This window comes from Haladaptatus salinisoli, from assembly GCF_020614375.1.
In the GTDB taxonomy this organism is placed as follows: domain Archaea; phylum Halobacteriota; class Halobacteria; order Halobacteriales; family Haladaptataceae; genus Haladaptatus; species Haladaptatus salinisoli.
This window is the reverse complement of sequence record NZ_CP085327.1, coordinates 347,359-365,703: the sequence shown is the minus strand read 5'-3', so window position 1 is coordinate 365,703 and position 18,345 is coordinate 347,359. Positions and strand designations below refer to the sequence as shown.

General features: G+C 66.6%; 25 protein-coding genes. 16 read left to right on the top strand and 9 right to left on the bottom strand.

The genetic code is table 11. From position 1 onward, the window contains the following. The 13 genes from LIX00_RS02110 (at position 1) to LIX00_RS02055 (ending at position 6,341) form a co-directional block, all read left to right on the top strand. A complete protein-coding gene (locus LIX00_RS02110) occupies positions 1-399 on the top strand; it encodes a hypothetical protein (RefSeq protein ID WP_227354532.1) in 399 nt (132 codons plus the stop codon). After that, positions 396-866 carry a cation:proton antiporter regulatory subunit gene (locus LIX00_RS02105; RefSeq protein WP_227354531.1) on the top strand — a complete coding sequence of 157 codons (471 nt, stop codon included), beginning with the start codon at positions 396-398 and terminating at the stop codon, positions 864-866. The genes LIX00_RS02110 and LIX00_RS02105 overlap by 4 nt, the downstream gene beginning before the upstream one ends. After that, positions 863-2,050 carry a cation:proton antiporter gene (locus tag LIX00_RS02100; RefSeq protein ID WP_227354530.1) on the top strand — a complete coding sequence of 396 codons (1,188 nt, stop codon included), beginning with the start codon at positions 863-865 and terminating at the stop codon, positions 2,048-2,050. The genes LIX00_RS02105 and LIX00_RS02100 overlap by 4 nt, the downstream gene beginning before the upstream one ends. A gap of 65 nt (positions 2,051-2,115) precedes the next feature. After that, positions 2,116-2,469, top strand: coding sequence for a helix-turn-helix transcriptional regulator (locus tag LIX00_RS02095; protein ID WP_227354529.1), 354 nt, complete (start codon positions 2,116-2,118; stop codon positions 2,467-2,469). After that, positions 2,466-2,780, top strand: a complete 315-nt coding sequence (locus tag LIX00_RS02090) for a hypothetical protein (protein ID WP_227354528.1) — start codon at positions 2,466-2,468, stop codon at positions 2,778-2,780. The genes LIX00_RS02095 and LIX00_RS02090 overlap by 4 nt, the downstream gene beginning before the upstream one ends. A gap of 112 nt (positions 2,781-2,892) precedes the next feature. After that, positions 2,893-3,021, top strand: a complete 129-nt coding sequence (locus LIX00_RS25905) for a hypothetical protein (protein WP_255679335.1) — start codon at positions 2,893-2,895, stop codon at positions 3,019-3,021. Next, positions 3,018-3,215 (top strand): hypothetical protein, encoded by a 198-nt coding sequence (locus tag LIX00_RS02085; protein ID WP_227354527.1) that lies wholly within the window; start codon positions 3,018-3,020, stop codon positions 3,213-3,215. The genes LIX00_RS25905 and LIX00_RS02085 overlap by 4 nt, the downstream gene beginning before the upstream one ends. After that, the gene (locus LIX00_RS02080) at positions 3,212-3,433 is read left to right on the top strand and encodes a hypothetical protein (protein ID WP_227354526.1); all 222 of its coding nucleotides are present in this window, start codon (positions 3,212-3,214) and stop codon (positions 3,431-3,433) included. Before LIX00_RS02085 ends, LIX00_RS02080 begins: the two co-directional genes overlap by 4 nt. Positions 3,434-3,446: 13 nt before the next feature. Beyond that, on the top strand, positions 3,447-4,442 hold the full coding sequence (locus tag LIX00_RS02075; protein ID WP_227354525.1) for a beta propeller repeat protein: 996 nt from the start codon (positions 3,447-3,449) through the stop codon (positions 4,440-4,442). Then, positions 4,439-4,852: a hypothetical protein gene (locus LIX00_RS02070; RefSeq protein WP_227354524.1), complete on the top strand. Its 414-nt coding sequence runs from the start codon at positions 4,439-4,441 to the stop codon at positions 4,850-4,852. The genes LIX00_RS02075 and LIX00_RS02070 overlap by 4 nt, the downstream gene beginning before the upstream one ends. Before the next feature lie 61 nt (positions 4,853-4,913). Then, positions 4,914-5,117 carry a heavy-metal-associated domain-containing protein gene (locus tag LIX00_RS02065; RefSeq protein ID WP_227354523.1) on the top strand — a complete coding sequence of 68 codons (204 nt, stop codon included), beginning with the start codon at positions 4,914-4,916 and terminating at the stop codon, positions 5,115-5,117. 112 nt (positions 5,118-5,229) lie between these two features. Next, positions 5,230-5,508, top strand: a complete 279-nt coding sequence (locus LIX00_RS02060; RefSeq protein ID WP_227354522.1) for a DUF7563 family protein — start codon at positions 5,230-5,232, stop codon at positions 5,506-5,508. Beyond that, the gene (locus LIX00_RS02055; protein WP_227354521.1) at positions 5,505-6,341 is read left to right on the top strand and encodes a copper chaperone; all 837 of its coding nucleotides are present in this window, start codon (positions 5,505-5,507) and stop codon (positions 6,339-6,341) included. The genes LIX00_RS02060 and LIX00_RS02055 overlap by 4 nt, the downstream gene beginning before the upstream one ends. Positions 6,342-6,419: 78 nt before the next feature. Here the strand turns inward: LIX00_RS02055 and LIX00_RS02050 are convergent, their stop codons facing one another. Then, positions 6,420-7,943 (bottom strand): flippase, encoded by a 1,524-nt coding sequence (locus LIX00_RS02050; RefSeq protein WP_227354520.1) that lies wholly within the window; start codon positions 7,941-7,943, stop codon positions 6,420-6,422. A 3-nt stretch (positions 7,944-7,946) separates the two neighbouring features. Continuing rightward, on the bottom strand, positions 7,947-9,590 hold the full coding sequence (locus LIX00_RS02045; protein WP_227354519.1) for an alkaline phosphatase family protein: 1,644 nt from the start codon (positions 9,588-9,590) through the stop codon (positions 7,947-7,949). 494 nt (positions 9,591-10,084) lie between these two features. On the opposite strand from LIX00_RS02045, the gene LIX00_RS02040 reads away from it, so the two are divergent. The 3 genes from LIX00_RS02040 (at position 10,085) to LIX00_RS02030 (ending at position 12,855) form a co-directional block, all read left to right on the top strand. Continuing rightward, positions 10,085-10,966, top strand: coding sequence for a hypothetical protein (locus LIX00_RS02040; RefSeq protein WP_227354518.1), 882 nt, complete (start codon positions 10,085-10,087; stop codon positions 10,964-10,966). A 434-nt stretch (positions 10,967-11,400) separates the two neighbouring features. After that, positions 11,401-11,934, top strand: coding sequence for an NUDIX domain-containing protein (locus LIX00_RS02035; protein WP_227354517.1), 534 nt, complete (start codon positions 11,401-11,403; stop codon positions 11,932-11,934). A 255-nt stretch (positions 11,935-12,189) separates the two neighbouring features. After that, positions 12,190-12,855: a helix-turn-helix domain-containing protein gene (locus LIX00_RS02030; RefSeq protein ID WP_227354516.1), complete on the top strand. Its 666-nt coding sequence runs from the start codon at positions 12,190-12,192 to the stop codon at positions 12,853-12,855. On the opposite strand, the gene LIX00_RS02025 is transcribed toward LIX00_RS02030, so the two are convergent. From LIX00_RS02025 to LIX00_RS01995, 7 genes are all read right to left on the bottom strand, one after another. Continuing rightward, positions 12,827-13,021 (bottom strand): DUF7835 family putative zinc beta-ribbon protein, encoded by a 195-nt coding sequence (locus tag LIX00_RS02025; protein WP_227354515.1) that lies wholly within the window; start codon positions 13,019-13,021, stop codon positions 12,827-12,829. The genes LIX00_RS02030 and LIX00_RS02025 overlap by 29 nt on opposite strands. Positions 13,022-13,039: 18 nt before the next feature. Beyond that, on the bottom strand, positions 13,040-13,291 hold the full coding sequence (locus LIX00_RS02020; RefSeq protein ID WP_227354514.1) for a hypothetical protein: 252 nt from the start codon (positions 13,289-13,291) through the stop codon (positions 13,040-13,042). Positions 13,292-13,373: 82 nt separating this feature from the next. Then, positions 13,374-14,807: a coiled-coil domain-containing protein gene (locus LIX00_RS02015; RefSeq protein ID WP_227354513.1), complete on the bottom strand. Its 1,434-nt coding sequence runs from the start codon at positions 14,805-14,807 to the stop codon at positions 13,374-13,376. Between the two features lie 90 nt (positions 14,808-14,897). Beyond that, a complete protein-coding gene (locus LIX00_RS02010; protein ID WP_227355652.1) occupies positions 14,898-15,401 on the bottom strand; it encodes a winged helix-turn-helix transcriptional regulator in 504 nt (167 codons plus the stop codon). Between the two features lie 247 nt (positions 15,402-15,648). Next, entirely contained in the window at positions 15,649-16,719 is a 1,071-nt protein-coding gene (locus LIX00_RS02005) for a glutamate--cysteine ligase (protein WP_227354512.1), read from the bottom strand. 51 nt (positions 16,720-16,770) lie between these two features. Continuing rightward, positions 16,771-17,418 (bottom strand): fibrillarin-like rRNA/tRNA 2'-O-methyltransferase, encoded by a 648-nt coding sequence (locus tag LIX00_RS02000; protein ID WP_227354511.1) that lies wholly within the window; start codon positions 17,416-17,418, stop codon positions 16,771-16,773. Beyond that, positions 17,415-18,263 (bottom strand): NOP5/NOP56 family protein, encoded by an 849-nt coding sequence (locus tag LIX00_RS01995; protein ID WP_227354510.1) that lies wholly within the window; start codon positions 18,261-18,263, stop codon positions 17,415-17,417. Before LIX00_RS01995 ends, LIX00_RS02000 begins: the two co-directional genes overlap by 4 nt. Positions 18,264-18,345: the final 82 nt, after the last annotated feature.

The window sequence follows — 18,345 nt, the reverse complement described above, 5'->3', positions numbered from 1 at the left end:
ATGTCATTTCCCGCCGAATCGATACCCGACGGCGCGCTGTTCGCACCGCACCACTTCCTGTACGGACTGTACATCGTCCTGTTCGCCTGCGCCCTGCGGTGGGACGACTACCCCCGCGAGGAGCCGACCGCGGTCGCCGGGAGCGCCCTGTTCGCCCTGTTCGGGTGGGCGCACGTGTGGCGGTACTACCCCGCGCCGGGCGCGACGGCCTGCCTGCTCGGCACGGTCGGCGTCCTCCTCGGCGGCGCGGCGACGACCCGGTACGGAACGCGGTGGCGAGGGGTCGTCGTCCTGTTCGCGCTGGTCGCGCTGGACGACGTGCTCTCGCACGCGTTCGGCGTGTGGACGCCGCTCGACTGGCTCTGGAAGACGTACCTCCTGCCCCTCGTAACCCCATGAAAGTGTACGAAACCTCGATTCCCGGCGTCGGCCGGAAGTACGAACTCGACCGAGGAACGGATCGGCTCGTCGTCCTGCTGCGACACGACGGCGAACGCGAGCTGTACCGCCGAATGGACGACGAAAACGAGAAGCTACTCGACCTCGCGGGAGCGGAGGCCCGGAAGCTGGCGACGATTCTGGCGGGCGGCTACTTCCAGCCGGTGGAGCACGACGCGGTCGAACTGCCCCTCGGGGACGCCATCATCGAGTGGGTGGACGTGACCGACGCCTCCCCCCTGTCCGGTTCGACGCTCGACGAGGCGGCTATCCGAGGGGAGACGGGAGCGACCGTCATCGCCGTCCAGCGCGCCCGCGAGACCCACCCCGCGCCCGACTCCGACTTCGAAGTTCGCGGGGATGATGCGCTGGTCGCCGTCGGAACGCGCGAAGAGTTGGCCGACCTCGCCCGACTCGCCGAGCGATGACGGCGTTCGCGGAGGTCGCCGTCGTCCTCGTGGTGGTGGCGCTCGCCGGAACGGTCGCCGCTCGCGCCGGCCAGTCGGTCATCCCGGCGTACATCATCGCCGGCGTTCTCGTCGGTCCGAGCGCGCCGACGTCGGTCGGCGGCGTACCGATAGCGATAGTCGCCGAAACGGAGTTCCTCCGCGCCTTCGCAGACCTCGGCGTCGTCCTGCTGCTGTTCTTCCTCGGCCTGCACGTGGACGCCGATCGGCTGCTCGACGACTGGAACCGCGTCGTGGGGAGCGGCGTCGTGGACTTCGTCTGTAACTACGCGGTCGGCGTCGCGCTCGGCGTGCTGTTCGGATTCTCGCCGCTCGAAATCCTCTTTCTCGCCGGAATCGTCTACATCTCCTCCAGCGCCATCGTCACGGAATCGCTGCTGAATCAGGGGTGGATAGCCGGTCGCGAGAGCGACCCCATCCTCGGGTCGCTCGTCTTCGAGGACGTGGTCATCGCCGTCTACCTGACCGTCGTCTCGTCGATGGCGCTCGACGGGGGGTCGTTCGCGGACGCGCTGCTCTCGCTCGCCACCGGATTCGCGCTGCTCGGGGCCGTCGCGGCCGTCGGGTGGTATGCGACGGGGGTGCTCGAACGGCTGCTAGCGGGGGAGTCGAACGAACTGTTCGTCCTGCGGGTGCTCGGAGTCGTCGCGGCCGTCGCGGCCGTCGCGGCGACGTTCGGGGTGAGCAAGGGGATCGCCGCCTTCTTCGTGGGCGTCGCGCTCGGCCGGACGGGACACGATGAGCGCATCGAACGCACCCTCGAACCGGCGTGCGACCTCTTCTCCGCGATTTTCTTCTTCGCCATCGGTCTCGCCACGAAGGCGTCGGTTCTCGCACACATCGCGGGGCTGCTCGCCGTCGCGCTGGTCGCGACCATCGCCAGCAAGGTCGTGAGCGGGGCGGTGAGCGGTCGCATCTACGGACTCGGCCGACGCCGCTCGCTCCGCGTCGGAATCGGGCTGATAGCGCGCGGCGAGTTCTCGCTGGTGCTCGCGGCCATGGCGCGGAGCGCGACCGTTCCCGTGAGGTTCGTCCCGGAGTTCGCGGTCGGCTACGTGCTGGCGACGAGCGTCCTCGGGACGCTGTTCGTCCGACACGAACCGCGAATCGCACGGCTGTTCGAACGTCTCGGCCGCGTCCGGTAACCAGGCCGGTCGGCGGGTTCGACCCCCGCGCGCGGCTCTCGGCGGCAACCGCCGCCGGTAAAACAATGGATGCCAGTGAACCCGAACCCAACCCAGGAATCGACCCCCGTCCGCTCGCGGGCGTGACGGGGTTCAAGCGCGATCTGCTGTTGACGGTGGCCCGTCTTTCGGGAACCAACCCGAACGGACAGGCCGTCAAGCAGGAGCTCCAGGAGCACTACGGCGAACCCGTCAATCACGGTCGACTCTACCGGAACCTCGACGAACTCGTCGATGCGGGCTTCGTCAGAAAGCTTCCGCTCGACGGTCGAACGAACGTCTACCGGCTGACGAGCCGGGCCGACGAGCGACTGCGGGCGCACCGAGAGTGGGAGGACGAGTGCCTGCTCGCGCTGGAGGGCGACGGCGAGGAGTCATGAGCCGGGGCATCGCGCTCTCGGTCCTGCAACTGCTCGCGCTCGCCATCCCGCCGATAGCGGTGCTCATCAAGATGCTCCGCCGGTCGGAGAACCTGCCGTGGCGCTACCGGAAGTGGAGCTTCGGACTCGCGCTGACGAGCATCGTGTTGTTCCTCTCGTCGGGCGTCGCCGTGTTGGGGTACCTCACGACGACGTTCGGGATTCCGTTGGTTCTCAGACTGGCCCTGCTGTTCGCGCTCCTGGGACTGGTACCGTTCGCGCTGTTCACGGGCGTACTGTACAAGGAACACAAGATGACCTTCGGACCATGACCTCCGATTCGACCGACGACGCAGCATCGACCATCGACGAAACCGCAGTGACCTCCGCCTACCGCGAGGCCGTCAGGCGCGCGCTGGCGGACTACCGGGTGACCTTCGGACCATGACTACCGATTCAACCGACGACACCGCGCCGACCGCTGACGAGACCGCATCGATCGCCGACTACCGCGAGGCCGTCAGGCGCGCGCTGGCGGACTACCGAGAGAAGCTTCGCGCGCTGCTGTCATGAGCCGCGACGACGGCGAGATGGTGCGGGACCCGGACGGCGCTCACTGCGGCGTCTGGGTCGGGCACTACGGAAACGACCCGGACAGCGAGGCGCTGGAGATTCAGAACGTCTGGGGGAGAAAGCGGCGCACCCAAGTGACGATTCCGAAGGACGTCGTCGAGGACGTCGTCGCCGCGCTGGAGGAGCGGACGTGAGTTGGGCGGAGACGACGCTGGGCGTCGCCTTCCTGGTGTACGTCTTCGTCGTCCTGCCGGTGGCGACGGCGTACGTCGGCGCGCGATTCACCGTGCCGACGTACTTCCCGGCGCTCGCGCGGCGGCCGCAACTGACGACCGCCGCCGCGGTTCTGCTCGGCGGGACGGTGCCCGTCGTCTTCGCCGTCGCGCTTCGAATCGGCTGCCGAATCGACTGATTTCGGAGACCGCATGAAATTGCTTTCATCGATACGAAACCGACTCGACGACCAGCAACGACGCTCGAACGACGGCTCCCCGTCCGATAGCTCGCCGCCCGATAGCCCGTCCGACGGCCCGACCGATTCGGGCCGTTCGAGCGGAGCGAGAGAGTGGCGGGAGGCGGAGTCGCCCACCTCGAAGGCCCTCTACGACGTCGTCTCGACTGCGAACGGTCCGTTCGCCGTGGGAACCGGCGGGAACGTCCTCAGCGGGCGGAACGGGGAGTGGCGATTCGCGGTTCGGGACGGCCCGGCGACGCGAAAGAACGCGCTCACCTGCGTCGACGCGACCGAAGACGGTGAGCGAATCTGGTTCGCCGGGTCGTCGGGCGCGCTCGGCTGCTACGACGTGTCCGACGGGAGGAAGTACGACTACTCCGCCCCGAAGGAGAAGACGAGCACGTGGGAGGCCATCGCGGTCAGCGGCGAGCGAGGGGACGAAACGCTTCGAGTGGCGAACGGTTCCGGCGAGGTGCTCCCCGTCACGACCGACGAGAACGGCTGCCCGCAGTGGGGCGAGGTCGTGAAGCCGGGGAGCGGGTCGACGGTTCCGGCGCTCGACTTCGGCGACCGGCGCGCCTACGCCGTGGACACGAGCGGAAACGCCTTCGAGGAGCGAGAGGAGGGGTGGACCGACATCGGCGTGAAGAACGCGCAAGTGAACTTCTTCGACGTTCACGCCGGCGGCGGCCGGTTGCTCATCGCGGGCGGCGGCGGTCGCGTCTATCGCTACGACCGCGCGTGCGAGAACTGGACGCCCATCAACGCCGGGGACGGAGCCCTCCACGGACTCGCCGATGGCGAGTCGAAACTCGTCGCCGTCGGGGCCGGCGGTCGCGTCTACGAGCGCGCGTCGGACGAGGGCTGGAAAGAGTCGACGACGCCCGTCGAGTCGGACCTTCGGGGTGTGACCGTCGGAGAAACGGACGTCGCGGTGGGTGCGGGAGGCACCGTGATCGAACGATGACCGACCCCGACACCCGCGAACTCTACTGGTACGTGCTCGCGGCGTACCTCTTGGCCGTCGGATTCGGGGTCGCCGCGTTCCTCGCGTTGGTCGGCGTCACGAACCGGGTAACCCTCATCGGGATCGGCGCGATCGCGGTCGTCCTCGCGCTCGGTCTCGCCAGCCTGGCGACGTTTCCGGCGCTGTACCGGGACGCGACCCACCTCCGCAGACGCGGGGAGTGGAACCCCCACTGGTGGTTGTACGTCGGCGGAGGTGCGCTGACGCCGATAGTCGGCTATCTCGGCGGCGGCTACGTCTTCGGCCCCAGGGTCAACCTCTCGCTGTCGGTGCTCTCCTGGCTGGGAAGCGTCGCGACGATGTGTGCGGTCTATCTCTACCGTCGCCACCGGGCCGTCGGTGTCCCGTGACGACAGGTTATTTTTCTGTACTAAAATGGGGAATAAAGTCGGCGGAGGACGATAGTTCGGTATGGAACGATACGAGTTCCATGTCGACGGGATGCGGTGTGAGGGCTGCGAACGAATCATCGAACGCGAACTGGCTGGAACGAGCGCGGCGAGCGCGGTCGACGCGGACCACGAGCGAAGCGTCGTCGTCGTCTCCGCGAACGACGGAGCGAAGGGCGACCTCGCCGCCGCGATTCGAACGCTCGGCTATGACGTGGACGGGTAGCGCCGCACGGCGGGGGACGACGCAGGTCGGAGTGCGACGAGTCGACGCGAACCGAGCGTTCCGGACGGTTTCGGACGAACATCGAGACGCGATACGCGTAAGGCACTAACCAATGTCGAAAGCGAGTCAATTCAGCACCGAAGCGACGCATCGAACGCACCCCTCGTGGGGTTCCGACGGTGACGAGTCGTCGCGGTTCGTCACCTGCCGGAACGAGGGCTGTGACAACGAACACGTCGATCCGAAGTTCGCCCGCGTGCTCGGCGACCGTGACGGGCGCGTCTTCGCCTGTCCGGAGTGTACGTCGTGGGTCGCGCTGCGGAAGGGAGCGGCCGCGAACGCGGAGTCAGTGCGCGACGTTCGACGCGGAGCACTCCGCGACCATCGATGAGCGCGGAGGTGGCGAGCGAGCGTCGGTTCGCGCTCGCCGACCGCGTCGATCGCACCACGGCGGTCGTCGTCGCCATGGTCGCGCTCGACGCGCTCTGGTGGACGCTCCTGTTCACCGGTCGAGTTCCGATGCTGGGGATGACGTGGCTCGCGAATCGGGGGATCCCGATGGCCGCCCCGGGTGCGATGGAACTCGCCGCCTTTCACGCCGGCACGAGCGCCGCGTTCGCCGGCTACGTCGTCACGTGGGGGGTGATGATGATGGCGATGATGTACCCGCCGATGACGCGGTTCACGCGCGACTACGCCGACGCGCTCCGAGGGTCGACGGCCGTCGTCGCGGCGACCGTCGTCGCGTTCCACGTCGGATACGGGGTCGTCTGGTTGTTCTCCGGGGTCGTCCCTCTCGGTTTGCACGCGCTCCTGCCGGGGGGTATCTACGGCTTCGCGCAGGCGCACACCCGGTTAGCGGTCGGCGGCGCGCTCGCGCTCACCGGTTGCTACCAGCTCACGGGGTTCAAACGGTCGCGGCTGCGAACCTGCTGTTCGCGCGTCCTCCCCCACAACGCGCGCGTCGCGGACGGTCTCAGGAAAGGCGTCGAGCACGGCGTGAGCTGTCTCCTCGTCTGTCTGGGGCCGTTCTTCCTGGTGATGCCCTTCTTCGGCGAGATGAACTACTTCTGGATGGTCGCGCTCACGACCGTGGTCACGGTCGAACGCCTCCCGGCGGCGTGGGGGCGGGAGTTCTCGGTAGCGACCGGCCTCCTCTCGCTCGCCGCGGGCGTCGTCGTGCTCTTCCTCGGGCCGCCCCTCCCCATCGGGTTCGCGACGTAGCGTTCGACGCACGGCGGACCCTCCCCCGTGCGCTCGACGCGCGGAGGGGGGTCGACGCCCGGCGGACGACCGCGAAGCTCACTCGGCCGACTCGGGGACGTAACCGCGCAGGAACGGTAGTTTCGTATCGGTGACGCTCTCCACGAAGTCGACGACGACCCTGTCCTCGGGTTGGAGACAGCCGAGCGTGGAGACGACGACGAGGGTTCCCGCGGCGGCCGCGAGCAGCGCGAGCGGGAGCGTGAACGCGGTGAGCGAAACCGTCCGCGCTAGCAACGCGGTCGGCGGAATCAGGAGCAGCGGCACGCGCGTCATCGTTCGGACCGTCCACCGGGAGAAGGGCGTGATGCCGAACTTCGACCACAGCACGGCGAACATGAAGGCGTTGAGGGCGACGTTCGCGGTCGCGGATGCAACCGCGGCCCCGACGAACCCGTAGGTCGGAATCAGCACGAGATTCATGAGCAAGTTGAGGACGAACGCGACCGCGTTCCCCGCGAGTATCAGCTTCGTGTGGCCGAGCGCCGACAGCGTCTCGCGATTTCGACCGCCGGCGGCGTTCGTGAAGAAACCGACCGAGAGGATGGCGAGCGCCAGCGCGCCCTCGGCGTAGCGGTCGCCGAAGAACACCGACAGGATGTCGGCGGGGAAGGTCACGAAGAGGAGGAACGCGGGGAACGTGACGACGAAGACCCACTTCGTCGTGAGTTGGTATATCGTGGTTATCTCGTCGCGCTCCCCGTTCGCGTCGAGTCGCGAGGCGAGCGGGAGGTACAGAAATCCGAACGACGCGAGCGCGATGAGGAGGCTGTTGGCGAGGGGGTACGCCGCCGAGTAGAGGCCGACCTTGCGGGAGGTCGTGAAGTAGCCGAGCATCACCGTGTCGGTTCGGGTGAGGAGGTCCGCGAGGACGGACGAGACCACCAGCGGGGCGGAGAACGTCGCCATCTCGCGCACGTGCAGTCGAAACGGACCGACGAGCGGCAGCAATCTGTTCAGCAGGTAATGGGCCGCAAGGACCGCCGCGGCGGCGCTGAGGAGGTAGGCGTACCCCGCCGCCACCGCCCCGAAACCCAGCGACAGCAACCCGCCGAGCAGGAGCAGCCTGCCGAAGGGGTAGAGCAGGTCGCCGACGTACGTCTTGTAGATCGTGTTCTCGAATCCGCGGATTCCGCCGACGCCGACCTGATAGCCGACGACCAGCGGAACCGCGAGCGCGAACAACGGGAGCAGGCGGCTCGAATCGGGGCCGTCGAACAGGTTCGAGGCGACGAAATCGGCGTTCAGATACAGGATACCCGCCAGCGCCACGCCCACCGCCCCGGTGAAGAGGACGCCGGTCAGCCACGCGCCCCGCACGTCCCGCTCGTCGTCGAACCGCGAGATGTAGCGCGGAACCCCCTGTCCGAACCCGACGAGCGCGAACGTGACGCCCAGCGACATCGTCGTGAGCGCGATGTTCACCTCGCCGAACGCCGCCGTCGAGAGGCTTCGTCCGAGGATGATGCGTTCGAGTAGCTTCGCGACCGACGCGACCGCGGCCCCGACGAACACGAGGCTCGCACTCGAAAGGAGGTTTCGAAGTTCTCGTTCCGTTCCCATGGATTACAGGTAGCCGAGGTCCTCCAGCCGCGACTCGACCCGTCCCTCGTCGCCGCTCTCTCCGGCGGTTCCGTACTCGACGTCCGCGTACTCCCGCTCGTTCACTTGAACCGTCAACAGCCCCTCCGGGACGGTTCCGGTCATCCGCTCGGGAACGGGAAGCCCCGCGGCCGCCATGGCGACGGGCGCGACGTCGGTCAGCGAGAGTCGGTCCGGTTCCGCGGTCGCGTCGAACGCGGGCCCCGCGCCGATGAACACGCCGTCCCGCTTGTGGTTGTACTCGTCGACGGGGAGGAATCGTTTGCCGACGAGGCTCGGAAGCACCAGGTGGTTCATCCCGGCGGGCAAGAACACCACGTCGGGGCCGCTCAGCGGGTCGTCGCCGTCGGACACCTCCTCGGCCCGCTTCACGAACTCGAACGCGGGTTCCCCGTCCGGCGTTCGGAGCGCCGAGAGGAGGTCGATTATCTCCGACCGAACCGCCTCGTACTCGGACTCGGGGACGACCCCCTCGGGGTCGCGGCCTTCGAGGTTGACGCGGACGCCGAGTTCGCCCAGCGCGCGACAGTACGCCGGCGACCGACGCCAATCGACGGTTCGTTCGGCGGCGTCGAGCACGTTCGCCGGAAGCGCGCGTTTCAGCAACGAGTCCGCGCCGACCCGCTGCGCGGCGGCGTACACCGACCCCGGCGTGATGCCGACGGCGTCGAGTCCGGCCACCGCCCGCGAAAGTGCGGCTCGCGAGAAGTCTCGGTTCGCCTCGTCGTCCGTTTTCTCGCCGGGATTCACGAGTGACCCCTTCACCGCCGAGAGGCCGGTTCCGTGGGCGTCGCCGTCCCCGGTCGCCTCGACGAACCCGTGTTCCCGGAGCACCTCGTTGACGAATATCTTGTAGCCGTCGGTTCGGCCCATCCCGTGGTCGGAGCAGACGACGACGTTCGCGTCGCCCGCCGTCTCCAGCACGGTTCCGACGAGGTCGTCCGCCGCCCGGTAGACGCGCCGGAACGCGGCGGGGTCGTCGAAGTTGTGGAAGACGGCGTCGGTTTTCTGGACCTGCACGACCGCCACGCGCCAGTCCCAGTTTTCGAGGAGGTGCCGGGCGGCGCGCTCGCGCAGACCGACGATTTCGACGTATCCGTCGAGCTTCGCCCCCTCGTCGCTCGACATCTCGTCTTCGGAGTAGATGGTGTACTCCTCGCCGAGCGCGTCCGACAGTTCGTCCCTGACGTCCGGGGGATACCCTTCGGCGTCCTCGCTCGCCAGATATCCCGGGACGAGCGCGCCGGAGAGCGGTTCGGCGGGGTGGGTGACGGGGACGTTGAGAACGACGGACGGTTCGTCGATGGCCGTGAGATAGTTCCAGAGGGCCGGCGCGCTCACGTCGTTGCGCGTGACGATGGCCGCGTCGTCGGGGTACGCGTCGGTGTAATCGAAGAAGGCGAACGCGTTGTGGCGAGTCGGGTCCGTACCCGTGTACATCGACGGCCACGCGCTCCCGGTCCACGGCGGGTGCGTCGAGCGGAGGGGTGCGGCGACGCCCTCCGAACGGAGGCGACCGAAGTTCGGTAGGTCGTCCTCGAACGCGTCGAGGTGCTCGAAGTCGAGCGCGTCGAACCCCAACACGACGGTTTTCGACCTCTCGGTCATCGTCCACGCTCCGAATCGACGGCCGCGACTCGCCTCGTCGGTCCCCCGGTCGCCGATGCCGCGGCGAACGTTCGCCGGCGACGTTCGCCGGAACGCGCTTCGAATCGTTTTTCCCTCACTCCCTCGTTCATATCGTCTGAAACGCCCCCTCGGAAACACTTTGTTATACTCCGGATCAGCGAACGACAGGAGCCTCTTACCGGTCGGCGAACCCCCGCCAGCGCTCGTCCGTGACGGCGCTCCGGCGCTCCCGAGCGATAAACGTAGACGAGCCGACAGTACGCCGCGCGTAACCTCGGCGGTCACCCCGATAACGAGGGATGGCGACCCGTTATCGGGACGTTATCGCGGGATACGCGCCTCGACGCGGCGATTCGCCCCGGTTCCGCGAGTCGACGATACCGCCGGGCAACAAGCGGTTCTTATAAATTACTAGCACAACATTGAACCTGAATCGACGCACTTTTAAGTTGGCAATCTCTCGTTGAGCCTGCATGGCACGCGAACTTGAGAACGAAAAGACCGACAATGCATCGTTACTCGACCGGCGTTCGTATCTGAAGATGGCCGGCGCCGCGGTCGCCGCGACGGGTGCCGCGGGCGTGAGCGGTCTCGCGAACGCGGCGGAGTACGAGACGATCACCGTCTCCGCCGGAGAGCACAAGGCCATCGAGGTCGGCGACGGGCAGACCTACGAGAACAAGCTCATCGACGTGTCCGCCGAGGGCGCGGGCGTGGCGTTCACGACGAGCGGAAGCGGCTGGACCATCCGAAACATCGGTATCAAAGGCGAGCACAGCGGCGAGAGCTTCATCATGATGCCCGGCGTCGAGTCGTCGGACGGCGAGGGGCTCATCGAGAACGTCTACATGGGCGACGGTATCAAGCCTAAACAGAGCGGCGGCGGCGTCTGGGTGAACGCGAACCTCCCGCACCAGGGCGTCATCACGGTGCGTCGCACGCACATCGCCAAGACCGTCAACAACGGTCTCTACGCATCCGGTCCGGGAAGTCAGGGCGCGACCGGTATCACGAACGTCGAGGACTCGTACTTCCACTCGAACAACATCTCCAACATTCGGACGAACGCAAAGGGCGACCGCACGCCGTACGTGAAAAACTGCGTGGTGAAAGTCGACGAGAAGACGCCGCCCTGCGGCGAGAACTGTTCCAGTCCCGGTGCGGTCAACAACCGCGGCGTCTGGTCGTGGTACGGGACGACGAAGGTCATCAACTCCGACATCCAGGGCGGTCTCGTCAGCACGCACGGCGGCGAGGTCGAGACGAAGAACACGAGAACCGGCGAACAGGCGAACCTCAAACCCCCGAAGGGCGTTCCGATGTCCGCCGAAGAGGCGGCCAAGGGCGGCAAGTAATCTCGCGTTTCGAAACACCCTCCGGCGCGAGCGGCGAATTCCCCCATTTCTTCTCGGTAACGAGGCGTTGACCGGCCGAAATCGACCCTCGGAGCGCGAGTTCTCGATTCGAAGCGCGGGCGATTTTTTCGCCGCTCCATGTGGTTTGCTATCAAAATGCACGCCTCGATGCGGCGTCGGGTGACGAACTTATGAATCCCATATCGCTATACCAATTACGGTGGGAGTAGTCGCGGACGAGTTGCTCGGAGGGCCGCGACGCGAGCGCGTCCGACCGGACGCATCCGGCGCGAATCGGACCGCCGAGACGAATGAAGCGAGACGCGCGAGAACCGCCCTACGCCGGATTCGTACCATCGCCTCCTCCGTGTCGCGGTTGATATTAACCGTCGACCGGGCGGAACGTTATAGTTTCAGCTATCCAAACGGGCATCATGTCGCTCGAAGTCCGAACCCGCGAAGCGGTGGCCCGCAGTCTTCGTCGCCTCAGACGAGCGTACGGGATGTTTCCTCTCCGCGACGAGCGAGTCGAGAACGACCCCGATTTCTTCGAACGCGGTCGTCGGAAGGCCGACTCCGGTTGGCTCGGCGACGCCGGCGTCTGGGTGACGGACGCCGACGACCGCGTCGTACTGATTCGTCACCCGGACGCTCCCGACCGGTGGGGAATCCCCGGCGGCGGTCACGAACCCGGCGAAACGCTCTCGGAGACCGCCCGCCGCGAACTGCGCGAGGAGACCGGCCTGCGATGCCGACTGACCGACGTCGTCCACGCCCGCCGGACGGAAATCGCGCTCGAAACCGACCCGAGCGAACGTCTCTACGTGCTATCGGTGTTGTTTTCGGGGGTCTGCGTCGGCGGCGAACTTCGCGTCGCCAACGAACTGCTCGACGCTCGGTGGTTCGATTCGCCCCCCGAACCGGTCGCCGATTTTCTCGAACCGCAGGTCGAACGATGGCACGGGTGAGCATGGTTGGGTGCTCGCGGCCTGAACGGACGATACTACCACCGCCGCGGACGACGCCGGATTCCGGACGCCGTGCGCGAGAAATCGCTCGAACTCACGGCTATCTCATCGGACCGATGGGCGAGAAACCCGGACGCCGCCGCTGGTCGGCGAAACGCCGCACGGAACCGTTTCGATCCGGGTGTAGAATTCGACCGCAACAGCGGCGGCGTGATAGCCGTAGCACGTATTGTTTTGGCTCACGATTCCTTACGTATGAGTACGATCGCGGAGATCGAAATTCCTGCACAGGAATTCGCGCTCCGAACGACGTTAGAGCAGGTTCCAAACGCCGAATTCGACGTGGTTCGCGTCGTCGCCCACGACACGAAGCACGTACTTCCCTACATTTGGGCGACCGCGGACGACTTCGATGAGCTGGACGACGCCCTCAACGACGACCCCAGCGTCGAGCAACTGACCTTGCTCGAAGACCTGAGCGACGAGCGACTCTACCGAATGCAGTGGGTGGACCAGATTCGCGTCGTCATCCACATCCTCCTCGAAGAGAAAGCGACGATACTGAACCTCCACGGGAAAGGAAACCGTTGGCGGCTTCGAATCCTCTTTCCGAACCGCGACTCGCTCTCCGCGACCTACGATTTCTGCGAGGAATCGGGCCTCTCGCTCGACGTGCGAAACATCTACGAGATGAGCGAGACGCGCCACGGCCTCTTCGGCCTGACCGAGGACCAACACGAAACGCTGCTGATGGCGTTGGAGGCGGGGTACTACGACGTTCCGCGGGGATCGACGGCTGACGAGCTCGCCGACAGTTTAGATATCTCGCACCAGGCGGTTTCTGAGCGACTCCGCCGCGGCCATCGGAGCCTCGTCAAGAACGCCCTCGCGGTCAATCCCGGCGACGGTCGTCCCCGCTAAGCGTCGTTCGCCCGCCGACCGTTCGCTCGCCGCACGCGACGCGGGTGCTGACGCGATAGGGTTCGCGCGAAAACGCGCTGGTGGTGGCGCGCTCGTTCTCGGTTCGAATCTCGATGGGGACGCGGTGGGCCGTCTCGCGCGAACAGTTCTCAGTGTTCGACGACACCCTCGGCCTGCGGCGACGTCACGGTTTGGCTTCCTCGGAACGCATCCCCTCCGGGCCGACGACGCGTTCGAGCAGGAGGAGTTCGAAGTCGTCCTTCGACTCGCCCGTCTCGTGCTGCGGCGTTCCGTACATCCGCTCGTCCGGTTCTGGCTCGTCCCTGACTTCGTGCTGTGGCTCTCCGTACCGTTGACGCTCGTACTCGGGACTGTCTTCGCCTTCTTCCTCCGGACGCTCCCCTTCCGGACATCGTTCCGGCTGTGGTGTCGTCATGGCTGTTTCTCCTTATCGAGAGGTGTACGTCCGCGGGCAGGTGGTTCCTGCCTGCGACCGCAAGCGAGTAAAAAAGGGGTAGTTAGTTACCGCCGAACACGGAGCCGAGCTGTTCGCGCCACTCGCGGAACTCGGTCAGTTCGCCTTCGATAGCTTCGAGGTCGGAGCGCAGGGCGTCGAGTTTCTCGTCCAGTCGCGCCTCCGTCGCGGACGCCGAGTTCGAGAGGTCGGCGACGTCGTCCGACAGCGTCTCCAGTTCATCTTCGAGGGTTTGCACGTCGTCCAAGTCGTCGCGGATGTCTTCGACTTCGTCGTCCAGCGCGGCGGCTTCCGCCGTGTTCGTGGCCACCAGGTCCTCCAGATCGTCGAGTTGCGACCGGAGGTCGTCCACGTCGGAGCCGAACTCCCCGAGTTCGTCGAGTTCCGTTTCGAGGGCGGAGAGGTCGCCTTCGAGATCGGCGACGCGCGCGCGTGCCTGCGCACCCTCGTCTTTCGCGCTCTCGATATCGTCGTTCATCGCGTCGAGTTCGCCGCGGACGGCTTCGACCTCGTTCTCGAACTCCTCGATGATGGACTGGGCCGTCCCGTTGTCGTCGATGAACTCCTCGAGCGCCTCGGTGTACGCCGCGAGGTCGTCGACCCGCGATTGGAGGTGTCGGATGCGGACGTTCGTGCTCTCCGGCGCGTCGAGGTCGAGTTCCCGCTGGATGAGCGCGAGGTCGTCGTCGTTCACTTCCCCCGCGCGTATCTCGTCCGCGAGGGCGGCGGCGACGCTTCCCGGTCGCGGCGGCGATGCGACCCGCTCGGCGGACTCGACGTCGTCCGCGGGGGGTTCGAGGACGCCGTCCGATTCGTCCCATCCTTCGTCCGCGACCGCTTCCGCGAACTCCGACGAATCGTCGTCCGTCGCGTCGGTCGATTCGTCGAAGGGGTCGTCGGTAAGCGGGTCGTCGGTCGCCTCCGCGAGCGGGTCATCACCCGACTCGGCGAGGGGGTCGGGGGCGTCCTCCGCATCCCCGCCCAATCCCGGGAGGCCGCTGTCGCCCGCGATAACGTCGCGGACGACCTGACTGCTGTCCTCGGAGACGATGTCGGTGATGGTGTGTTCTTCCATCGGCTGTTCCGTCTCGTCCTCCGCGTCGCCGTCGACCGGCGCGACCTCTTCGAGTTCGGGTTCGCTCAGGAACAGTTCGGCGTCCTGCCAGTCCGAGAGGCGAATCCCGTAGACGGTCGTCAACGCCTCGCCGGGTTCCAGCGTCCGTTCGAACTGGACGCGGTGGTCCTTGTACGCCGTCCAGTTCTCGTTCTCGTACTCGGGGTGGAAGCCGACGTTGTCCATCGGGAAATCGTTCGGTATTCGGTCGGTGATTCGAACCGTGACCGCATCGTCGCGGTCGGAGCGAAGTTCGAACCGGATGGCCGGAACCGCGAACTCCTCGCCATCGAACGACTTTTTAACCGTGACGCCGCTTTCGGTGTTCGATACCGTTTCGTTTCCGTCGCCGAAATCACTCATACAGTTCACATCTTAGAAGGGATATATAAAACATGCGTCGAGATGTCGCTTCGGCCGAACGTCTTTCTTCCCGTTCGCTTCGACGGGGGACTACGTTCCGCCGCGGCCGCCTTCCGTCTCGTCTCGTTCCTCGTCCGAGCGGTCGTCCACTTCGATGCTGACGGGTTCCGTCTCGGACGCCTCGTCGTTCAGGTGGCTGTCGAGGTTGAACACCGTGTTGAGTTCCTGCTGTACCTGGTCGACGATGCCGCCGACGAGTTCGCTCGGCGCTATCGCGGTGTACTCGTAGGGGTTGTTCCCGGCGCCGGCGCTCTCGCGCTTCTCGCGGACGACCTTCTCCTCCTCGTGGAGTTCGGCGAGCGACTCGCGCACGGTGCTCGGGTAGAGACCCGTCCCCTCCGCTATCTCCTCGCTCGTGCTTCCCGGGTGCTTGCGGAGGTACACGTAGATTCGGGCGCGCGTCTCCGTGTCGAGCACCCACGAGAGGAGGTCGACGATGCCCTGGTCGAATCCTTCGACCGCTCTGTCGGCCTCCTCTTCGAGGCGTTTTCGTCCGCGCGAGAGGCGTTCCTTCCCCGATTCTTCGACGGAGATGTCCTCCTCGACGACCGTCTTCTCCTCGCCGGACTCTTCGACGGTGACGCGCTCGGTCACGGTCGATTCGTCCTCCGCGGTCAGTTCCTCTTCGACGTCCACTTCCTCGTCCACGTCCTCAATCTCGGCCTCTTCCACGGTGTCGTTCTCGACCGAAATCTCTTCCTCGCGGTTTTCGTCGTTCGCGTCTTCCCCGGACATTGTCGTTCCCGAGAGGACAAAAGCCATTGTCGCGTAAAAAAGTTGCCTACAGCAGGAGCGATTGATAGAGGGCTTCGACCCCGTCTTCGTCGCGGATGCGGCGCTGGCGCTCAGCGCCGCTCTCGCAGTCGAGGACGTCGCGGATTCCGGTGACCCCGAGTCGGTCGCACTCGCGTTCGACCGCGTCCGCGAGCGATATCTCGCCGTCGAGGTCGCGGCGGATGAACGAGGCGTCGTGCCCGTAGCGCATCGCGCGCCACTTGTTCTCGTCCAGCAGTTCCCGGCGGTGACAGTAGCCGCTTTCGCCGTCCTCGTACCGCTCCACGAGGTCGAGGACGAGCGCGTGGACGTACTCCACGAACGCCAGCACGTACTCCGGGTCCGCTTGCCCGTCCGGCGTTCGAATCTCGACCGTCCCGTGTTCGGAGTGGGGGCGCACGTCGTACCAGAGTTCCCCTCGGTCGTTTATCGCGCCGTTCTCCACCATCATCTCCTCGAACCGCGCGAACGTCTCGAAATCCTCGAAGTCGGTGGGCATCCCGGTGTTCGGCAGGCCTTCGAAAATCTTGGCGCGGGCGGACTCCAGGCCGGTGTCGTAACCGTTCCAGTACGGCGAGTTCGCCGAGAGCGCGAGCACGACGGGGAGATACCAGCGAATCTCGTTCGCAACCCAAACCGCGGCGTCCGCGTCGTCCACCCCGACGTGGACGTGCAGGCCGGCGGTGGTGTTGCGGTGCTGCGGATACTGGATGCGGTCGAGTTGCGCCCGGTAGCGCGACTTCTCGGCGTGTTCCAGCTCGCGCCACTTCGCGCCGGGGTGGAGACCCGCCGCCGCGATACCGAACCCCCGACGGCCCGCGTGTTCGACCAGCGCCTCGCGAACCGCACGCACGTGCTCGTCCACGTCCGAAGGGGTGGTTTTCGGCGTCTGGGTTTCGATGACGCACTTGAACAGTTCGTGGTCGAGTCGGCCTTCGAGGACGTCCGGCGGATCGGTTTCGTAGACGAGTTCGTCTGTGCCCGCGGTCGGGACGCCCCGCTCGTCGACGACGTAGAACTCCTCTTCGACGCCGAGCGTTCCTCGTTCCGTGAAATTCTCGGCCGAACCCAGATCCATTTTTTGGGAGTTAGCAATCGGGCGGGTAAATACTTCCGGAGACGGTCATCGCTACCGGGGAACCGCGACGACGGCGAGGTGGTCCGCGTGGAACGGTTCGAGCCGTCGCGTTTCGAGCACCTCGTACTCCTCGCGGAGGGATTCCAGGGCGCGGTCGAACACGTCGCCGGGGTCGCTCGCCACGTCCTCGCTTCTGGCCTTGACGGCGAGGAGGAGTCGCCCGTCGTCGCGGAGGAACCGGCGATTCTCGCGGGCCACGCGGGCCTGTCCTCGGGTGGCGACGTCCTGCACGACGACGTCGAGGTTCGATTCGACCACGTGCGCGTACGTCGACGGTTTGCGGGCGTCCGCGAGGAGCGGGAAGAGGTTCTCGCGCGCCTCCGCCACGTCGAGCAGGTCGCGGGTCGGACGGGGCGCGAATTCGACCGCGTAGGTCGCGCCCGAGAAGTCGGCGACGTGGCTCACGGTCGTCCCGCTCGCCGCGCCGAGGTAGAGCACCCGTTCGCCGCCGCGAAGTCCCGTATCCATTCCGCGTTCTATCATCGCGGCGAGTTTGGAGCGCCGGGCGTCCCAACTCCGCCACTCGCCGTCGGTCGGCTCACCGTACGCTGGCGTTCCTCGCGTCGCAAGTCGGTTCTCGCCGTCGAACGTCCGCCGTTCGACGCCGTCGGGGAGCGTCTCGTCGTGGGGACGATTCATTCGTCGTCACCCCGCGACCGAATCGTCGCCATCCTGCGGTCGAGTTCCTCCTTCAACTCGGGTTTGCGTTCGCCGGAGTAGTGGTCGACGCGCGCGGCGATGACGAGTTTGCCCGAGAGCGTGCGGGCCGCGGAACCCCGTTGGTCGGGCGCGGTTCCGCGGACGTACTCGTGGGTGTAGATGACGCCGTGTTTCGGCGAGGACGCCCTCCCCCGGAGGTGCGCGAACAGGGCGTTCTCCGCGCCGAGGACTTGCACCGTCCCGGCGGGCATCTTCGCCAGCGGTTCGAGTCCGCCCGCCAGCGCGACCAGTCGCGCGGCGAGCACCGGCCCGGCGAGGTCGGCGAGGTTCGGCGCGACCGCGGGTGCCTGCCGCTCCACGAACGAGCGGAGGTCGTCGCGCTCGTCCGCGAGATCCGCGACGCGCCGGGCGAGCGCGACGAGGCGTTCTTCGACCGGCGACTCGGGTTCCCGCTCGGCGAGTTCTCGGGCGTACTCGATCCCGGTCCCGGCGTCCGGGTACAGCGTCCCGGCCCACTCCGCGACGCGTTCGGCGAGTTCGTTCGCCTCCGACTCGCAGTCGTCCATGGCCCGAACGGCGTGAACGAGTTGGCGGTCGTCGGCCCGTTCGCGCTCCGTCACCGCGTCGCGGGTCGCCCGGATGCTGGCCGCCCGGAGCTTCGCGTAGTAGTCGGACTCGTCCGCGGCGAAATCGGATTCGACGGCTCGCGCGGGCCAGTCCGCCGGAGCGTCGGCGCTCCCCTTGCGGATGGCCCGCGCGCCCGCCTCCGCGTCGTCCGGTTCGACGCCCGCGAACCATCCTTCCTCGGCGTCCGATTCGGTCATGGTCGTGGGTTGTGCGGCTTCTCGTTTAAACCTACGTTTACCCCATCTCGGGCGAGCACCGCGTCGAAGTCGAGCGGCGCGA